This window comes from Burkholderia semiarida (assembly GCF_029268935.1).
In the GTDB taxonomy this organism is placed as follows: Bacteria; Pseudomonadota; Gammaproteobacteria; order Burkholderiales; family Burkholderiaceae; genus Burkholderia; species Burkholderia semiarida.
Genome location: NZ_JAHLCL010000007.1, coordinates 1,965,333 through 1,980,859, shown reverse-complemented (window position 1 = coordinate 1,980,859; position 15,527 = coordinate 1,965,333). Strand labels below are relative to the sequence as shown.

Genomic DNA, 15,527 nt, shown 5'->3' with positions numbered 1-15,527 from the left:
GGGTTTATTGCGCGCGCAGCCGGTAGCCGCGCTGCGCCTTGCTGATGTTTTCGGGAACGAGGCCCGGCAGCGCCTGCTGCAGTTCGGCGGCGAGCGTCGCCAGCGCCGTTTCCGGGCCGTCGATCAATTCGAGTTCGATTTCGCTGATCGGTTCGCTGCGCGTTTCGTGTTCCGCCTGGACGACGATCTCGCCGAGGTCCACCGCGGCCTCGACCGTCGCGCCGCCGATGGCGATGCGCCACAGCGTACGCGAAAAATCCGTGCGGAACAGCGCATGCAGCGCGCCGGCCGCGTCATTCAGCGCGGCGGCGGCTTCCGGCACGTCGCAGGCCGCGACGAGCGCATCGATTTCGAGCGCGTCGCCCGCGACCGGCAGTTCCCATTCGTGGCGGCTATGCAGGCCGCCTTCCGCGCTGCCGACCGTCTTGAACGTCTGCAGCCAACCGTCCGGCGTGCGGCGCACGCGCACCGCGCTCTTCGAGTGCGCCAGCGCGAGGTCGGGCGTGTCGTAATAGACGTTCGCGAGCGTGATCGCGTGACCGGGTTCGCCGGTCAGCGTCTCGAAGAAGCGGCGCGCGGCATCGGCCTGGCCGGCCGGCAGCGCGAGCTTGATTTCCTTTTCGATCGCCATCAGAAGAACATCCGTGCGAGTTCCTCGCCCGGCTGATCCGCGCGCATGAACGCCTCGCCGACGAGGAACGTGTTCACGTTCGCCGCGCGCATCGTATCGACGTCGGTGCGCGACAGGATGCCCGATTCGGTCACGACGATGCGGTCCGCCGGAATCATGTCCAGCATGTCGAGCGTGGTCTGGATCGACGTCTCGAACGTGCGCAGGTTGCGGTTGTTGATGCCGAGCAGCGGCGTCTTGAGCGTCAGCGCCTGTTCCATCTCGTGGCGGTCGTGCACTTCGACGAGCACCGCGAGGCCGAGCGAGTGCGCATAGGCTTCCAGATCCTGCATCAGCGGCGTGTCGAGCGCGGCGGCAATCAGCAGGATCGCGTCGGCGCCCATCGCGCGGGCTTCGACGATCTGGTACGCGTCGACGATGAAGTCCTTGCGCAGCACCGGCAGCGTGCAGGCCGCGCGCGCTTCCTCGAGGTAGCGGACGCCGCCCTGGAAGAACTGCTCGTCGGTCAGCACCGACAGGCACGCGGCGCCGTGCGCCGCATACGAGCGCGCGATGTCGGCCGGCACGAAATGCTCGCGCAGCACGCCTTTCGACGGGCTTGCCTTCTTGATTTCGGCGATCACGGCGGCGTTGCCGGCCGCGTGCTTCGCGCGCAGCGCGCCGACGAAGTCGCGCAGGTCGCGCGCGGATGCTTCGAGTTTCAGTGCCTCGAGCGGCGTGCTGCGCAGGGCCGCCGCGATTTCTTCGCGCTTGACGGCGATGATTCGGTCGAGAATGTCGCTCATGTGGGTTCCTGCTGGATTCGTAAGAGGGTCAGCGCTTGAACTGCTGCGTGAAGCGCACGAGTTCGTCGACTTTCGCGCGGGCCTTGCCGCTTGCGATCGCTTCGCGGGCGAGCTGGATGCCGTCCGCGATCGACTCGGCGATATTGGCCGCATAGAGCGCGGTGCCCGCGTTCAGCGTGACGATCTCGCGCGCGACGCCAGGCTGGTTGTCCAGCGCGCCGAGCAGCATCGTGCGCGATTCGTCCGCATTTTCCACCTTCAGCGTGCGGTTCGACACCATCTGCAGGCCGAAATCCTCCGGATGGATCTCGTACTCGTGCACCTTGCCGTCGCGCAACTCGCCGACGAGCGTCGCGGCGCCGAGCGACACCTCGTCCATCCCGTCCTTGCCGTACACGACGAGCACGTGCTGCGCGCCGAGGCGCTGCATCACGCGCACCTGGATGCCGACGAGGTCGGGGTGAAACACGCCCATCAGCTGGTTCGGCGCGCCGGCCGGATTGGTCAGCGGGCCGAGGATGTTGAAGATCGTGCGCACGCCGAGCTCGCGGCGCACGGCCGCGATGTTCTTCATCGCCGGATGATGGTTCGGCGCGAACATGAAGCCCATGCCGGTTTCGGCGATCGACGCGGCGACCTGGTCCGATTGCAGATCGATGTTCACGCCGAGCGCTTCGAGCACGTCGGCGCTGCCGGATTTGCTCGACACGCCGCGGTTGCCGTGCTTCGCGACCTTCGCGCCCGCAGCCGCCGTGACGAACATCGACGCGGTCGAGATGTTGAACGTGTGCGAGCCGTCGCCGCCGGTGCCGACGATGTCGACGAAATTCGAGTTGTCCTGCACCTCGACGTGGTTCGCGAATTCGCGCATCACGGTCGCGGCGGCGGCGATCTCGCCGATCGTCTCCTTCTTCACGCGCAGCCCGGTGATGATCGCGGCCGCCATCACGGGCGACATGTCGCCGCGCATGATCAGCCGCATCAGGTGGAGCATTTCGTCGTGGAAGATTTCGCGGTGCTCGATCGTGCGCTGCAGCGCTTCCTGCGGGGTAATCGTCATCGTGCGTCTCCCGTCACGCGGCCGGTGCGGCGGCATGGGCCGCTGCGCGATGCTGCTTCAGGAAATTCTCGAGCAGCGCGTGGCCATGCTCCGAGAGAATCGATTCCGGGTGGAACTGCACGCCTTCGACCGGCAGCGTCTTGTGGCGCACGCCCATGATCTCGCCGTCGTCGGTCCACGCGGACACCTCGAGGCAGTCGGGCAGCGATTCGCGCTCGATCGCGAGGGAGTGATAGCGCGTGACGTCGAAATGCTTCGGCAGATCGGCGAATACGCCGCGGCAATCGGTTTCGATCCGGCTCACCTTGCCGTGCATGATGGTCTTCGCGCGCACGACGCGGCCGCCGAATGCTTCGCCGATCGCCTGGTGGCCGAGGCAGACGCCGAGGATCGGCTTCCTGCCCGCGAATTCGCGCAGCACGTCGAGCGTGATGCCCGCGTGCTGCGGATTGCTCGGGCCGGGCGACAGGCAGATGGTGTCGGGGTTCAGGCGCGCGATGTCGTCGAGCGTGATTTCGTCGTTGCGGCAGGTACGCACGTCCTCGCCGAGTTCGCCGAAGTACTGGACCAGGTTGTAGGTAAACGAGTCGTAGTTGTCGATCATGAGCAGCATGGTCAGTCTCCGGTCAGAAGTCGCTATCGAGGCCGTCCTGGACCTGTTCGGCCGCACGCAGCACCGCGCGCGCCTTGTTCTCGGTCTCTTGCCATTCGGATTCGGGCACCGAATCGGCGACGACGCCGGCCGCCGCTTGCACGTACAGGTTGCCGTTGTGGATCAGGCCCGTGCGGATCGCGATCGCGAGATCCATCTCGCCCGAGAACGACAGGTAGCCGACCGCACCGCCGTACAGCCCGCGCTTGACCGGCTCGAGCTCGTCGATCAGTTCCATCGCGCGCACCTTCGGCGCGCCGGACAGCGTGCCGGCCGGGAACGTCGCGCGCAGCACGTCGTAGTTCGTCATGCCGGGCTTCAGCTTGCCTTCGACCGAGCTGACGATGTGCTGCACGTGCGAGTACTTCTCGATCACCATCTTGTCGGTCACCTGCACCGAGCCGATTTCCGCGATGCGGCCCACGTCGTTGCGCGCGAGGTCGATCAGCATCACGTGCTCGGCGATCTCCTTCGGATCGTTCAGCAGCTCGGTCGCGAGTTCCGCATCACGCTCGGGCGTGTTGCCGCGCGGGCGCGTGCCGGCCAGCGGCCGGATCGTGACGATCTGGTCGTCGCCGCGCTTTTCCTGGCGCACCAGGATTTCCGGCGACGCGCCGACCACGTGGGAATCGCCGAAGTTGTAGTAATACATGTACGGCGACGGGTTCAGCGAGCGCAGCGCGCGGTACAGCGACAGCGGATTGTCGCGGTACGGCTTCGTCAGCCGCTGGCCGACCTGGATCTGCATCAGCTCGCCGGCCGCGATGTATTCCTTCGCCTGGCGCACGGCGGCCAGGTAATCCTCCTTCTTGAATTCGCGGAACGTCTCGGTGCGCACGCTCGCCGACGTGACGGGCGGCTGCACGGTCGTGCGCAGGCGCTGCTTCAGTTCGCGCAGGCGCTGTTTCGCCTTCGCGTACGCTTCGGGCTGGCCCGGATCCGCGTAGATGATCAGGTAGAGCTTGCCGGCGAGGTTGTCGATCACCGCGACTTCCTCGGTCAGCAGCAACTGGATGTCGGGCAGGCCGAGATCGTCGCGCGGCGCGGTGTTCGCGAGCTTCTTCTCGATGTAGCGCACCGCGTCGTAGCCGAAGTAGCCGGCGAGGCCGCCGCAGAAACGCGGCAGGCCCGGGCGCTGCGCGACCTTGAAGCGGGCCTGGAACGATTCGATGAACTGGAACGGGTCGCCTTCGTGCGTCTCGACGACCTGGCCGTCGCGCACGACCTCCGACACGCCGTTGCGGGTGCGTACGAGCGTGCGGGCGGGCAGGCCGATGAACGAGTAGCGGCCGAAGCGTTCGCCGCCGACCACCGATTCGAGCAGGAACGAGTTGGCGCCCGCGCGTTCGGGCTGGGCCAGCTTCAGGTAGAGGGACAGCGGCGTTTCGAGATCGGCAAGGGCTTCCGCGATCAGCGGGATGCGGTTGTAGCCTTCGTTCGCGAGCGATTGGAATTCGAGTTCGGTCATGTTCCGGTCCTGTTCGGGACGAGCGGCGCGTGCGCCAGGGATCACTTGACGCTGCGCGGGTGGCCGTCGGCGAAAGGGCGGTCGATCGAGAAGTGCCTGTTGCCGGCCGGCACTCCGGGCGTGAACGTCGCGAGCCTGCGGCGGATCCTGAACGCGAGCGTTCGGACGCGGTGGAACTCGAGGTGGTGCGACGGTCGGCGCGCGGATGCGCAGCGAGATAAAAAACGGCGCTGAAGACGTGCTTCAGCGTACCTCATCGAAGAGGTTAGCGCGACCAGCGACGCCAGGGCCAGGCTCCCCGGTCGATGCTGCTCAGACTCCGTTTTTTATTCAGAAACATGCGGATGGAAGAAATAATCAGACGGTTGGCCGGCCGGCATTGTGCGCGGAAATTGCGCGAGCCGCGACCAGCAACGAATCGACTATACCATCCGAATTTATCGTTTGTATAGCTTTGCCGTGGTTGTAGCCGTACGGCACCGTCAGCGTCGCCATCCCGGCCGCGCGGCCTGCCAGCGCGTCGTTTTCCGAGTCGCCGATCGCGACCGCGGCGCCTGGCGCGACGCCGAGCGCGTCGCAGGCTGTCAGCATCGGCAGCGGATCGGGCTTCTTGCGCGCGACGCTGTCGCCGCCCAGCACGATGCCGAAGCAGCCGGCCAGCCCGTATTGTTCGAGCAGCTCGACCGCGAAGCGGTGCGGCTTGTTCGTCACGCACGCGAGCCGGATGCCGGCCGCGCGCAATGCGTCGAGGCCGGCTGCCACGTCCGGATAGAGACGCGTGTGGCGGCCGTTGATCTTCGCGTATTCGGTCTGGTAGATCGCCAGTGCGTCGTCGAAGCGCGCGTGCGCTTCGTCGGCCGGCAAGCGCGGCTTCAGCACGCTCTGGATCAGGTGTTCGGAGCCCTTGCCGACGTAGCCGATGACTTCGTCGCGCGACGTGGCCGGCGCGCCAAGCTGCGCGAGCATCCCGTTCAGGCCGGCCGTGAAATCGTCGGCCGTGTCGACCATCGTGCCGTCGAGGTCGATCAGCGCGGCATCGATGCGCGGTGCGGCAAAGCGGATCGGGGCCGCGTCCGTGGCGGCCCCGGCCGGCGCGTGGCCGGCGAACGACGAGTCGGCCACGGTGTCAGCTCCGCTCGACGGTGGCGAGCGCCGCGCGCATCTCGTCGATCACCTTGCGGTAGTCGGGCTTGCCGAAGATCGCCGAACCGGCGACGAACGTGTCGGCGCCGGCCGCCGCGATTTCCGCGATGTTGTCGGCCTTCACGCCGCCGTCGACCTCGAGCAGAATCTCGCGGCCGGTGCGCTCCGTGTACGCGTCGAGGCGCGCGCGCGCTTCGCGCAGCTTGTTCAGCGTTTCCGGAATGAACGACTGACCGCCGAAGCCGGGGTTCACCGACATCAGCAGCACGAAGTCGAGGCGGTCCATCACGTGGTCGAGGTAGTTCAGCGGCGTGGCCGGATTGAACACGAGACCGGCCTTGCAGCCGTGGTCGCGGATCAGCGACAGCGTGCGGTCGATGTGGTCGGAGCCTTCCGGGTGGAAACTGATCAGGTTCGCGCCGGCCTTCGCGAAATCGGGCACGATCCGGTCGACCGGGCGCACCATCAGGTGCACGTCGATCGGCACCTGCACGTGCGGGCGGATCGCCTCGCAGACGAGCGGGCCGATCGTGAGGTTCGGCACATAATGGTTGTCCATCACGTCGAAGTGGATCCAGTCGGCGCCGGCGGCGACCACGTTGCGGACTTCTTCGCCGAGCCGGGCAAAGTCGGCCGAGAGGATGCTGGGAGCGATGCGGAATTGAGTCATGGCAGGGGAGCGGGGACGTTGCGGCGCAAAACCGTCATTCTACCGTCCGGCGACCCGGTGCGCGGCGGCAGGCTGTGCGGTTGCCGCCCGATTGCGCATAGAATGCCGAACCAATGCGGCGCGCCCGCGGCCCGGCCGCTCGAATCGGCGCGCGCGGTTACCTACAGCGGACACACCATGAGTCAGTATCAGTTCACCGTTTCGGCGAAAACCAGCTACTTGCCGGAACAATCCGACCCCGATCACCGTCAATACGCATTCGCGTACACGCTGACGATCCGCAACACCGGACAGGTCGCGGCGCAGCTGATCGCCCGTCACTGGATCATCACGGACAGCGAGAACCACGTGCAGGAAGTGAAGGGGCTCGGCGTCGTCGGGCACCAGCCGCTGCTGCAGCCGGGCGAGCATTTCGAATACACGAGCTGGGCCGTGATCGCGACGCCGGTCGGGACGATGCGCGGCGCGTACTTCTGCGTGGCCGAGGACGGCGAGCGTTTTGAGGCGCCGGTCGACGAGTTTGCCCTGCACATGCCGCGCACGCTGCATTGAGCGTGCGGCGCGCGTCAGCGCGGCTGGCGGTCGTTGTGGCGGGCCGGCTTCTTTCTGCCCGACGACGTCCAGACGACGATGAAGATCAGCAGGGCAAGCGCTACGAAGGCTTCGAGCGCGAAGATGAGCATCGGATATTGGTCGAGAAAATCTGACATGGCGGTTTCCATCAAGAACGGACATTGTATGTGGTTTGGGCCCCGGCTGGCCGGGTGGATGGCCGCAGCCGCGGCGGCGGCGCTGCTCGCCGCGTGCGGCGGCGCGCCGACGCGGACCTCCGCGCTGAAGCCGCCGACCGGCGCGGCGATCGTGCCGGGGCAGGTCGCCGCGAAGCGGCTCACGCCGGTCGCGTGGCAGCAGGTGCCGGGCTGGCAGGACGATTCGCTGATCGGCGCGACGGCCGCGTTGCGGCAGAACTGCGCGCGGCTCGCACGCCAGCCGGCCTGGACGCGCGCTTGCGCGGCCGCCGACCGGCTAGACGAACTCGACGTCAGCAGCGCACGCGCCTTCTTCGAAACGTATTTCACGCCGTTCCAGTTCGCGAATACCGACGGTACGCTCGACGGGCTCGTGACTGGCTATTACGAGCCGCTGCTGCACGGTTCGCGCGTGCGCCGCGGCCCGTATCAGTACGCGCTCTATCGCTGGCCGGCCGGCTATCGCGCGGGCGCCGCGCTGCCCGCACGCGCGCAGCTCGAGCGCGCCGGCATCCTGAACGGCAACGAACTCGTATGGGTCGACGATCCGATCGAGGCGTTCTTCCTGCAGGTGCAGGGCTCGGGGCGCGTGCTGCTCGACGACGGTTCGGTGATGCGGGTCGGCTTTGCCGGTACCAACAACCAGCCGTACCGTTCGATCGGCAAGTGGCTGCTCGATCGCGGCGAGCTGACGCCCGCACAGGCGACGATGCAGGGCATCAAGGCCTGGGCGAAGGCGAACCCCACGCGCGTCGACGCGCTGCTCGACACGAATCCGCGCTTCGTGTTCTTCCGCGACATGCCGACCAAGGAGGATGCGCCGCACGGCGGCGCGGACGGTCCGATCGGCGCGCTCGGCGTGCCGCTGACGCCGGAGCGCTCGATCGCGGTCGATCCGTCGTCGATTCCGCTCGGCACGCCGGTGTTCCTGCAGACCACGCGTCCGCTGACGAATACGCCGATGAACCGGCTCGTGTTCGCGCAGGATACGGGCTCGGCGATCAAGGGCGGCGTGCGGGCAGACTATTTCTGGGGGCTCGGCGACGACGCCGGTGACCAGGCTGGCCGGATGAAGCAGGTCGGCCGGATGTGGCTGCTGTTCCCGAATTCGTGATTTGGGGCAGGGCGGGCTGCCCGGATGGTGGCCCGCGCATGAGACGCGGCATTCGCGGTGCGTCTCCTGCGCGTGGCGCGTGCCGGCCTGATCGCCGGTGTGACCACGTGATTTCAGTTCGCGTGATCCGGTGAGTGTCACGTCGAACGACGCTTGGAGTAAAGCAGCCCGATCGGCGTTGGCCGACCGGGCTGTTTCGTTTGCAGGCACGCGCTCGCCGCCGCGCGCCGTACGTGCGTCGCGCGACTTTAGCCCTTGCGTTTGTCGACGACGCGGCGCGCCTTGCCGACCGAGCGCTCGATGCCGTTCACCGGCAGCACGTTGATCACGGCCGTCACGCCGATCAGCGACTTGATGTCGTACGCGAGCGCCTGTTTGGCCGCCTGGATCGCCGCGGTATCGGGCGCGGTTTCCGGGCACGGCTCGACGTTGAGCGTCAGCACGTCGAGCGGGCCTTCCTTCGTCAGCACGATCTGATAGTGCGGCGCGAGCGCGCGCTGCTTGAGCAACTGTTCCTCGATTTGCGTCGGGAACACGTTGACGCCGCGCACGATCATCATGTCGTCCGACCGGCCGGTGATCTTCTCCATCCGGCGCATCGTCCGGGCGGTGCCCGGCAACAGGCGCGTGAGATCGCGCGTGCGGTAGCGGATGATCGGCAGCGCTTCCTTCGTCAACGACGTGAACACGAGCTCGCCGAGCTCCCCATCGGGCAGCACTTCGCCGGTTTCCGGGTCGATGACTTCCGGATAGAAGTGGTCTTCCCAGATGGTCGGACCATCCTTGGTCTCGACGCATTCGGACGCCACGCCGGGGCCCATCACTTCGGACAGCCCGTAGATGTCGACCGCGTCGATGCCCATCCGCTGTTCGATTGCGACGCGCATGTCGTTGGTCCACGGCTCCGCGCCGAAGATGCCGATGCGCAGCGAACTCTTGACGGGATCGAGGCCCTGGCGCTCGATCTCGTCGGCGATCGACAGCATGTAGCTCGGCGTGACCATGATGATGTCGGGCCGGAAATCCTGGATCAGCTGTACCTGCTTTTCGGTCTGGCCGCCGCCGAACGGGATCACGGTGAGGCCTGCGCGCTCGGCGCCGTAGTGCGCGCCGAGCCCGCCCGTGAAGAGCCCATAGCCGTAGCTGACGTGCACCTTGTCGCCGCGGCGCGCACCGGCGGCGCGGATCGACCGGGCGACGAGGTTTGCCCACGTGTCGATGTCGGCGGCCGTATAGCCGACGACCGTCGGCTTGCCGGTCGTGCCGGACGACGCGTGGATGCGCGAGATCTGGTCTTGCGGCACCGCGAACATCCCGAACGGATAGCTGTCGCGCAGGTCGCCCTTGGTCGTAAACGGAAAGCGCGACAGGTCGGCGAGCGTCTTCAGGTCGTCCGGATGCACGCCCGCTTCGTCGAACTTGCGGCGATAGACGGGCGAGTTGTCATACGCATGCCGGAGCGACCACTTGAGGCGTTCCAGCTGCAGCGCGGTCAGCTCGTCGCGCGAGGCGGTCTCGATCGGCTCGAGCGGTAGCGGGGTAGTCATGCATGTCTCCAGTGTTTGTTATGGGCGAGCCGTCGACGTCAGCGGTCTTCCGGGATGACCGTGCCCTTGATCTGGGCGGATTTGCCGCGAAACATCGCAACCGTGTCGCCTGTCTGGTTCGTGACGCGGATGTCGTAGATGCCGTGGCGGCCGGCGCGCGCCTGTTCGACCGCCTCGGCCGTCAGCACGTCGCCGCCGTGCACGGGGCGCAGGAATTCGATCGAGCAGCCGGCCGCGACCGCATTCACGTTGTACGAGTTGCATGCAAACGCGAACGTCGAATCGGCGAGCGTGAAGATGATCCCGCCGTGGCAGGTCTGGTGACCGTTCAGGAATTCGGGCCGCACGCGCATCTGCAGACGGGCGTAGCCGGCGCGTACTTCGGCGATTTCCATGCCGAACGCGCGACTGCACGCATCGGCGTCGTACATGGCCCGCGCGGTGGCGCGGGCGAGCGAGTCGGGGTCGAGCGTGGCGGTCGCGTTCGTCATGTCAGCGCCCCTCGAAGCGCGGTGCACGCTTCTCGATGAAGGCCTTCACACCTTCCGCGTAGTCATGCGACTGGCCGAGCTTGCGCTGCAGGTCGCGTTCCAGATCGAGCTGCTGATCGAGCGTGTTCGTGATGCCGTCTCGCATCGACTGCTTGATCGATGCGATGGCGAGCGTCGGCTGCTGCGCGAGTTGGGTGGCGAGCTGGCGGGCCGTCGCGACGAGTGCGTCGTCGTCGACTGCGCGCCAGATCAGGCCCCATTGTTCGGCCTGTTCCGCGCCGAGCTTGTCGCCGGTCAGCGCGAGCCCCAGCGCGCGAGCCATGCCGATGCGTTGCGGCAGGAACCAGGTGCCGCCCGAATCGGGTACGAGCCCGATCTTGACGAAGGCTTGAATGAAACTGCTCGAGCGCGCGGCGAACACGAGATCGCACGCCAGTGCGAGATTCGCGCCGGCGCCGGCGGCCGTACCGTTGACGGCGGCGATCACCGGAATCGGCAGACGCTGCAGGCGGCGGATCAACGGATTGAAATGCTCGTCGATCAGTGTGCCCAGATCGCTGGACGCGCCCGGTGTGAAGTCGAGGTCGGCCAGGTCCTGGCCCGCGCAAAAGCCGCGCCCCGCACCCGTCAGAATCAGCGCGCGTGCACCGGCCGCCTCGACTTCATCGAGCGCCGACTGCAGTTCGCGATGCATCGCCCGCGTGAAGCTGTTTAGCTTGTCGGGGCGGTTGAGCGTGATCGTGGCCACGCGCGCGGCCTGATCGATATCCAGCTGGATCGCCTGATAGGACATGCAGTATCTCCGTCATGACTTCGTTATAGGCGCGCGGCGCGTCGGTTACACGCGTTCGATCGCGAGCGCGATGCCCTGGCCGACGCCGATGCACATCGTACAGAGCGCGAAGCGGCCGCCGGTGCGCTCGAGTTGATGGAGCGCCGTGGTGACGAGCCGGGCGCCCGATGCGCCGAGCGGGTGGCCGAGCGCGATCGCACCGCCGTTCGGGTTCACGCGTGGATCGTCGTCGGCGACGCCGAGCATGCGCAGCACGGCGAGACCTTGCGACGCGAACGCCTCGTTCAGTTCGATCACGTCGAACTGGTCGATACGCATGCCGAGCTGGTGCAGCAGTTTCTGCGTGGCCGGCGCGGGACCGATGCCCATCACGCGCGGCTCGACGCCGGCGGTCGCCATGCCGACGACGCGCGCGCGGCGACGCAGGCCATACTGGTCGGCTGCCTGCGCATTGGCGAGCAGCAGCGCGCAGGCGCCGTCGTTGACGCCCGATGCGTTGCCGGCCGTCACGGAGCCGTCGGGGCGTACCACGCCCTTCAGCTTCGCGAGCGCTTCGAGGGATGTTTCGCGCGGATGCTCGTCGCGCGACACGACGACGGGCTCGCCTTTCTTCTGTGGAATCGTGACCGCGACGATTTCCTCAGCGAGCGTGCCGTCCTGCTGGGCCCGTGCGGCCTTCTGCTGGCTGCGCAGCGCGAAGAGGTCCTGATCGGCGCGGCTGATGTGGTAGTCGACCGCGACGTTCTCGGCCGTCTCCGGCATCGAATCGACGCCATACAGCTGCTTCATCAGCGGATTGACGAAGCGCCAGCCGATCGTCGTATCGAAGATGTCGGCCTGGCGCGCGAACGCGCTCGCGGCCTTGCCCATCACGAACGGTGCGCGGGTCATGCTCTCGACGCCACCTGCGATCATGAGGCGCGCTTCACCCGCCTTGATCGCGCGCGCGGCCGTGCCGACCGCGTCCATCCCGGAGCCGCAGAGCCGGTTCAGCGTCGCGCCGGGCACGGCGGTGGGCAGGCCCGCCAGCAGCGCCGACATGCGTGCGACGTTGCGGTTGTCCTCGCCGGCCTGATTCGCGCAACCGTAGATCACATCGTCGATCGCCGCCCAGTCGACGTCGCGATTGCGCTCGATCAGCGCCTTGAGCGGCACCGCGCCGAGGTCGTCGGCACGAACATCTTTCAGTGCGCCGCCGTAGCGGCCGATGGGGGTGCGAATCGCGTCGCAGATGTAGGCGTCTGTCATGGGCGTATCGATGAGTGACGAACCCGCCGGGTGGCGGATTCGTTCATGGTAGAGAACATGGCGGCGTTTGCACGTCGGCCATTAGGGCTATGCCGTCTGGCCAGCTTCCGCAGGTACCGCCTTCGGGGCAACATGGACCCGGCTTTGCACCACGCGGAACCGGTTGGCGACGAACGCGGGGTCGGCCAGCGCCGCGTTGGCCGCCGGGTTCGCGCCCGTTCCGTGGAAGTCGGAGAACGCGGCCGACTGGTTCACGAATACGCCGCCCGTCAGGTTGATCGACAGCGCGACGCCGCCACGCACCGCCGCGTCGTGTGCGGCGTCGAGGATTGCGTCATCGGTGCTGTAGACGGAAAGGGTCAGCGCGCCGTGTTCGGCGGCGATTTCACCGGCCAGATCGAGCGATTGCGCGGTCGAGTCGGTCGCGATCACGAACGAGATCGGGCCGAACCATTCCTGCGTGAATTTTTCGCGGTCGGCCACGTCGAGCTGCAGCACGAGCGGCGTGCGCACACGCGCATCGGGGAAGGCGGGATGCTGGAGAGCCACGCTATCCGCAAGCACGCGGCCGAGCTTGCGCGCGTCGTCGATGCGCGCGGTCACGCCTTCGTTCTGGATTGCGCCGGTCAGTTCGACCGAGCGTGCCGGGTCGCCAGTGAGTTTTTGCACGGCAACCGCGATTGCTTGCGCGACTTCGTCGAAGCTCGCATGGCCGTCGTCGGTCCGGATGCCGTCGCGCGGCACGTAGATATTCTGCGGGGCCGTGCACATCTGGCCGGAGTACAGCGCCAGCGAGAACGCGATGTTTTTCGCGGCGGCTTTGAGGTCGTCGGTCGAGTCGATCACGATCTGGTTGACGCCCGCTTTCTCGGTATAGACCTGGGCCTGATGGGCATGGTGTTCGAGCCACGTGCCGTTTTGCGTGCTGCCGGTGAAGTCGATCAGCTTGATCTCGGGGCGCAGCGCGAGATCCTGGACGAGGGCGCCGTCGTTGGGCTCGGTCGCGAGGAGCGTGACGACGTTCGGATCGAATCCGGCTTCGCGCAGCACGTCGCGGGCGATTCGGACCGTGATGGCAAGCGGCAGGATCGCGCCAGGGTGCGGTTTGACGATCACGGTATTACCGGTTGCCAGATCGGCGAACAGGCCCGGGTAGCCGTTCCAGGTCGGGAACGTGCAGCAGCCGAGCACGAGGCCGGTGCCGCGCGGCACGATCGTATAGCGCTTGTGCATCGCAAGGGGAGGGTTCTTGCCTTGCGGCTTTTCCCAGTGTGCATCGGCCGGAATGCGGCGCAGTTCGTCCCATGCATAGGCGACGGCTTCGAGCGCGCGGTCCTGTGCGTGCGGGCCGCCGGCCTGAAACGCCATCATGAAGGCTTGCCCGGTGGTGTGCATCACGCTGTAGGCAATTTCGAAGCTTGCGCGGTTCAGGCGCGCAAGGATTTCGAGGCTAACGCCGATCCACGCGCTCGGGCCGGCTTCGCGCCACGTACGTTGAGCGGCGGCTGCGGCAGCGATCAGTGCGTCCGGCGTGGATTTCGGATACCGGATGCCCAGCGCGATGCCGTATGGCGAGCGCTCGGCGCCGACCGTTTCACCGGATGCGGGCTGGTCAAGCACGAAGGTCTTGTGGAGGTGCGACTTGAACGCCGCCTCGCCGTCTGCGCTTGCGCTTTCCCCGTACACTTTGGGGCTCGGCATTTCGGCGAACGGGCTCCAGTACCCGCGGCTCTCGATGGCGGCGAGTGCGTGTTTCAGCGTGTCTTCGTGCTTCGTGAGCAGGGCATGGGTCATGACGGCGGCCTGATGAACGTTGAGAGGGATCGGATCGATTAATTAACCGACCGGTTGGTCGGAGAATGGTAGCATCAAACTATTCGCATGTGCGAGGCGTTTCTCATTTCATTGATCGAGGAGAAATAGATGGCTTACGAAAACATCCTGGTGGAGACCCGGGGGCGCGTTGGTCTGGTGACGCTCAACCGCCCGAAGGCGCTGAATGCGCTGAACGATGCATTGATGGACGAGTTGGGTGCCGCGCTGAAGGCGTTCGATGCGGACGACGACATCGGCGCGATCGTCGTGACGGGCAGCGAGAAGGCGTTCGCGGCCGGCGCGGACATCGGCATGATGGCAACCTACTCCTATATGGATGTTTATCGGGGTGACTACATCACGCGCAACTGGGAGGCGGTCCGCGAGATCCGCAAACCGATCATTGCTGCGGTTTCGGGCTTTGCGCTGGGCGGCGGCTGCGAACTCGCGATGATGTGCGACATCATCTTCGCGGCGGACACGGCCAAGTTCGGCCAGCCGGAAATCAAGCTGGGCGTCATGCCGGGGGCGGGTGGCACGCAGCGCCTGCCGCGCGCGGTGTCGAAGGCGAAGGCAATGGACATGTGCCTGACCGCGCGGTTCATGGACGCCGTCGAGGCCGAACGTGCCGGGCTCGTCTCGCGCGTGCTGCCGGCCGACAAGTTGCTCGACGAGGCGATTGCCGCCGCGACGACGATCGCCGAGTTCTCGCTGCCGGCGGTCATGATGGTCAAGGAGTCGGTGAACCGCGCGTACGAGACGACGCTGGCTGAAGGCGTCCACTTCGAGCGCCGGTTGTTCCACTCGTTGTTCGCAACGGAAGACCAGAAGGAAGGGATGGCGGCATTCGTCGAGAAGCGGAAGCCTGTTTTCAAGCACCGCTGATCGGACTGCGTCGGGGCGGGTGTCCGATGGCTGGCCTGTATCGGTTGCGGGCGGGATCGCCTTGTCCGGTTCATCAAAAAAGGCCTCCGTGCGCGACAGCGCACGGAGGCCTTTTCAAACTTTCTTCACAAAGAGCTTGCCTGGATGGGGGCGGGTGCTTAGAATCACGCCTCTTTCGCGCTAACGGAAACGCGGCGCGGGAGGAAGGGAAGCGGTGCTGTTGAGGTTCGGTGGTAACGAGCCTCGGCGGCGCAGGAAGATGGGCCCCGCAGTCGCAACGAAGTCGTTCAGAAAGTTGTTGACGAGCTGCGAAACACGGCTCATAATCTCGCTTCTCTGCTGCTGAAAACGCAGCGCTGCTGGGAAACACGAAGTTTCTCGCAGACGTGCTCTTTAAAAATTAACAGCCGATAAGTGTGGGCGCTTGATGAAAGCGAGCTGATCCTCGGATCAGATAGCGAAAGTATCAAGAGTCT

The 15,527-nt window shown here is 66.4% G+C and carries 16 protein-coding genes; 3 read left to right on the top strand and 13 right to left on the bottom strand.

What is annotated here, in order from left to right; translation table 11 throughout:
* Positions 1-4: 4 nt before the first annotated feature.
* From KPB06_RS22185 to rpe, 7 genes are all read right to left on the bottom strand, one after another.
* A complete protein-coding gene (locus KPB06_RS22185) occupies positions 5-631 on the bottom strand; it encodes a CYTH domain-containing protein (RefSeq protein ID WP_059577043.1) in 627 nt (208 codons plus the stop codon).
* The gene (trpC, locus tag KPB06_RS22180) at positions 631-1,416 is read right to left on the bottom strand and encodes an indole-3-glycerol phosphate synthase TrpC (RefSeq protein ID WP_054928329.1); all 786 of its coding nucleotides are present in this window, start codon (positions 1,414-1,416) and stop codon (positions 631-633) included. The genes KPB06_RS22185 and trpC overlap by 1 nt, the downstream gene beginning before the upstream one ends.
* A 28-nt stretch (positions 1,417-1,444) precedes the next feature.
* On the bottom strand, positions 1,445-2,476 hold the full coding sequence (gene trpD / locus KPB06_RS22175) for an anthranilate phosphoribosyltransferase (RefSeq protein ID WP_059577389.1): 1,032 nt from the start codon (positions 2,474-2,476) through the stop codon (positions 1,445-1,447).
* A gap of 13 nt (positions 2,477-2,489) precedes the next feature.
* Complete coding sequence (locus KPB06_RS22170) at positions 2,490-3,089, bottom strand: aminodeoxychorismate/anthranilate synthase component II (RefSeq protein ID WP_059577040.1); 600 nt, start codon at positions 3,087-3,089, stop codon at positions 2,490-2,492.
* 13 nt (positions 3,090-3,102) lie between these two features.
* Positions 3,103-4,596, bottom strand: a complete 1,494-nt coding sequence (gene trpE, locus KPB06_RS22165) for an anthranilate synthase component I (protein ID WP_059576950.1) — start codon at positions 4,594-4,596, stop codon at positions 3,103-3,105.
* A 357-nt stretch (positions 4,597-4,953) separates the two neighbouring features.
* On the bottom strand, positions 4,954-5,718 hold the full coding sequence (locus tag KPB06_RS22160) for a phosphoglycolate phosphatase (RefSeq protein WP_059576948.1): 765 nt from the start codon (positions 5,716-5,718) through the stop codon (positions 4,954-4,956).
* A 4-nt stretch (positions 5,719-5,722) separates the two neighbouring features.
* The gene (gene rpe, locus KPB06_RS22155; protein WP_059576943.1) at positions 5,723-6,409 is read right to left on the bottom strand and encodes a ribulose-phosphate 3-epimerase; all 687 of its coding nucleotides are present in this window, start codon (positions 6,407-6,409) and stop codon (positions 5,723-5,725) included.
* Positions 6,410-6,586: 177 nt separating this feature from the next.
* On the opposite strand from rpe, the gene apaG reads away from it, so the two are divergent.
* The gene (gene apaG, locus KPB06_RS22150; RefSeq protein ID WP_275905655.1) at positions 6,587-6,961 is read left to right on the top strand and encodes a Co2+/Mg2+ efflux protein ApaG; all 375 of its coding nucleotides are present in this window, start codon (positions 6,587-6,589) and stop codon (positions 6,959-6,961) included.
* A 14-nt stretch (positions 6,962-6,975) separates the two neighbouring features.
* Here the strand turns inward: apaG and KPB06_RS22145 are convergent, their stop codons facing one another.
* Positions 6,976-7,119: a hypothetical protein gene (locus tag KPB06_RS22145; RefSeq protein WP_226094281.1), complete on the bottom strand. Its 144-nt coding sequence runs from the start codon at positions 7,117-7,119 to the stop codon at positions 6,976-6,978.
* Positions 7,120-7,147: 28 nt separating this feature from the next.
* Between KPB06_RS22145 and mltA the strand changes: the two genes are divergently transcribed.
* Positions 7,148-8,272, top strand: a complete 1,125-nt coding sequence (gene mltA, locus KPB06_RS22140) for a murein transglycosylase A (RefSeq protein ID WP_226094280.1) — start codon at positions 7,148-7,150, stop codon at positions 8,270-8,272.
* 248 nt (positions 8,273-8,520) lie between these two features.
* Here the strand turns inward: mltA and paaK are convergent, their stop codons facing one another.
* The 5 genes from paaK to paaN form a co-directional block, all read right to left on the bottom strand.
* The gene (paaK, locus tag KPB06_RS22135; protein WP_059576941.1) at positions 8,521-9,819 is read right to left on the bottom strand and encodes a phenylacetate--CoA ligase PaaK; all 1,299 of its coding nucleotides are present in this window, start codon (positions 9,817-9,819) and stop codon (positions 8,521-8,523) included.
* Positions 9,820-9,857: 38 nt separating this feature from the next.
* Entirely contained in the window at positions 9,858-10,310 is a 453-nt protein-coding gene (gene paaI / locus KPB06_RS22130; protein WP_059576938.1) for a hydroxyphenylacetyl-CoA thioesterase PaaI, read from the bottom strand.
* Position 10,311: 1 nt separating this feature from the next.
* Positions 10,312-11,103: a 2-(1,2-epoxy-1,2-dihydrophenyl)acetyl-CoA isomerase PaaG gene (gene paaG / locus KPB06_RS22125; protein ID WP_059576935.1), complete on the bottom strand. Its 792-nt coding sequence runs from the start codon at positions 11,101-11,103 to the stop codon at positions 10,312-10,314.
* 45 nt (positions 11,104-11,148) lie between these two features.
* Entirely contained in the window at positions 11,149-12,351 is a 1,203-nt protein-coding gene (gene pcaF, locus KPB06_RS22120) for a 3-oxoadipyl-CoA thiolase (RefSeq protein ID WP_059576932.1), read from the bottom strand.
* An 87-nt stretch (positions 12,352-12,438) separates the two neighbouring features.
* Positions 12,439-14,145 (bottom strand): phenylacetic acid degradation protein PaaN, encoded by a 1,707-nt coding sequence (gene paaN, locus KPB06_RS22115; RefSeq protein WP_059576929.1) that lies wholly within the window; start codon positions 14,143-14,145, stop codon positions 12,439-12,441.
* Positions 14,146-14,274: 129 nt separating this feature from the next.
* Here paaN and KPB06_RS22110 point away from each other — a divergent pair, with 129 nt between their 5' ends.
* A complete protein-coding gene (locus KPB06_RS22110) occupies positions 14,275-15,051 on the top strand; it encodes an enoyl-CoA hydratase (RefSeq protein WP_059576928.1) in 777 nt (258 codons plus the stop codon).
* Positions 15,052-15,527: the final 476 nt, after the last annotated feature.

Excerpts from the sequence above, each read along its gene's own strand:
- KPB06_RS22185 (WP_059577043.1), bottom strand. The coding sequence starts at position 631 with ATGGCGATCGAAAAGGAAATCAAGCTCGCGCTGCCGGCCGGCCAGGCC.
- trpC (WP_054928329.1), bottom strand. The coding sequence starts at position 1,416 with ATGAGCGACATTCTCGACCGAATCATCGCCGTCAAGCGCGAAGAAATC.
- trpD (WP_059577389.1), bottom strand. The coding sequence starts at position 2,476 with ATGACGATTACCCCGCAGGAAGCGCTGCAGCGCACGATCGAGCACCGC.
- KPB06_RS22170 (WP_059577040.1), bottom strand. The coding sequence starts at position 3,089 with ATGCTGCTCATGATCGACAACTACGACTCGTTTACCTACAACCTGGTC.
- trpE (WP_059576950.1), bottom strand. The coding sequence starts at position 4,596 with ATGACCGAACTCGAATTCCAATCGCTCGCGAACGAAGGCTACAACCGC.
- rpe (WP_059576943.1), bottom strand. The coding sequence starts at position 6,409 with ATGACTCAATTCCGCATCGCTCCCAGCATCCTCTCGGCCGACTTTGCC.
- apaG (WP_275905655.1), top strand. The coding sequence starts at position 6,587 with ATGAGTCAGTATCAGTTCACCGTTTCGGCGAAAACCAGCTACTTGCCG.
- KPB06_RS22145 (WP_226094281.1), bottom strand. The coding sequence starts at position 7,119 with ATGTCAGATTTTCTCGACCAATATCCGATGCTCATCTTCGCGCTCGAA.
- mltA (WP_226094280.1), top strand. The coding sequence starts at position 7,148 with ATGTGGTTTGGGCCCCGGCTGGCCGGGTGGATGGCCGCAGCCGCGGCG.
- paaK (WP_059576941.1), bottom strand. The coding sequence starts at position 9,819 with ATGACTACCCCGCTACCGCTCGAGCCGATCGAGACCGCCTCGCGCGAC.
- paaI (WP_059576938.1), bottom strand. The coding sequence starts at position 10,310 with ATGACGAACGCGACCGCCACGCTCGACCCCGACTCGCTCGCCCGCGCC.
- paaG (WP_059576935.1), bottom strand. The coding sequence starts at position 11,103 with ATGTCCTATCAGGCGATCCAGCTGGATATCGATCAGGCCGCGCGCGTG.
- pcaF (WP_059576932.1), bottom strand. The coding sequence starts at position 12,351 with ATGACAGACGCCTACATCTGCGACGCGATTCGCACCCCCATCGGCCGC.
- paaN (WP_059576929.1), bottom strand. The coding sequence starts at position 14,145 with ATGACCCATGCCCTGCTCACGAAGCACGAAGACACGCTGAAACACGCA.
- KPB06_RS22110 (WP_059576928.1), top strand. The coding sequence starts at position 14,275 with ATGGCTTACGAAAACATCCTGGTGGAGACCCGGGGGCGCGTTGGTCTG.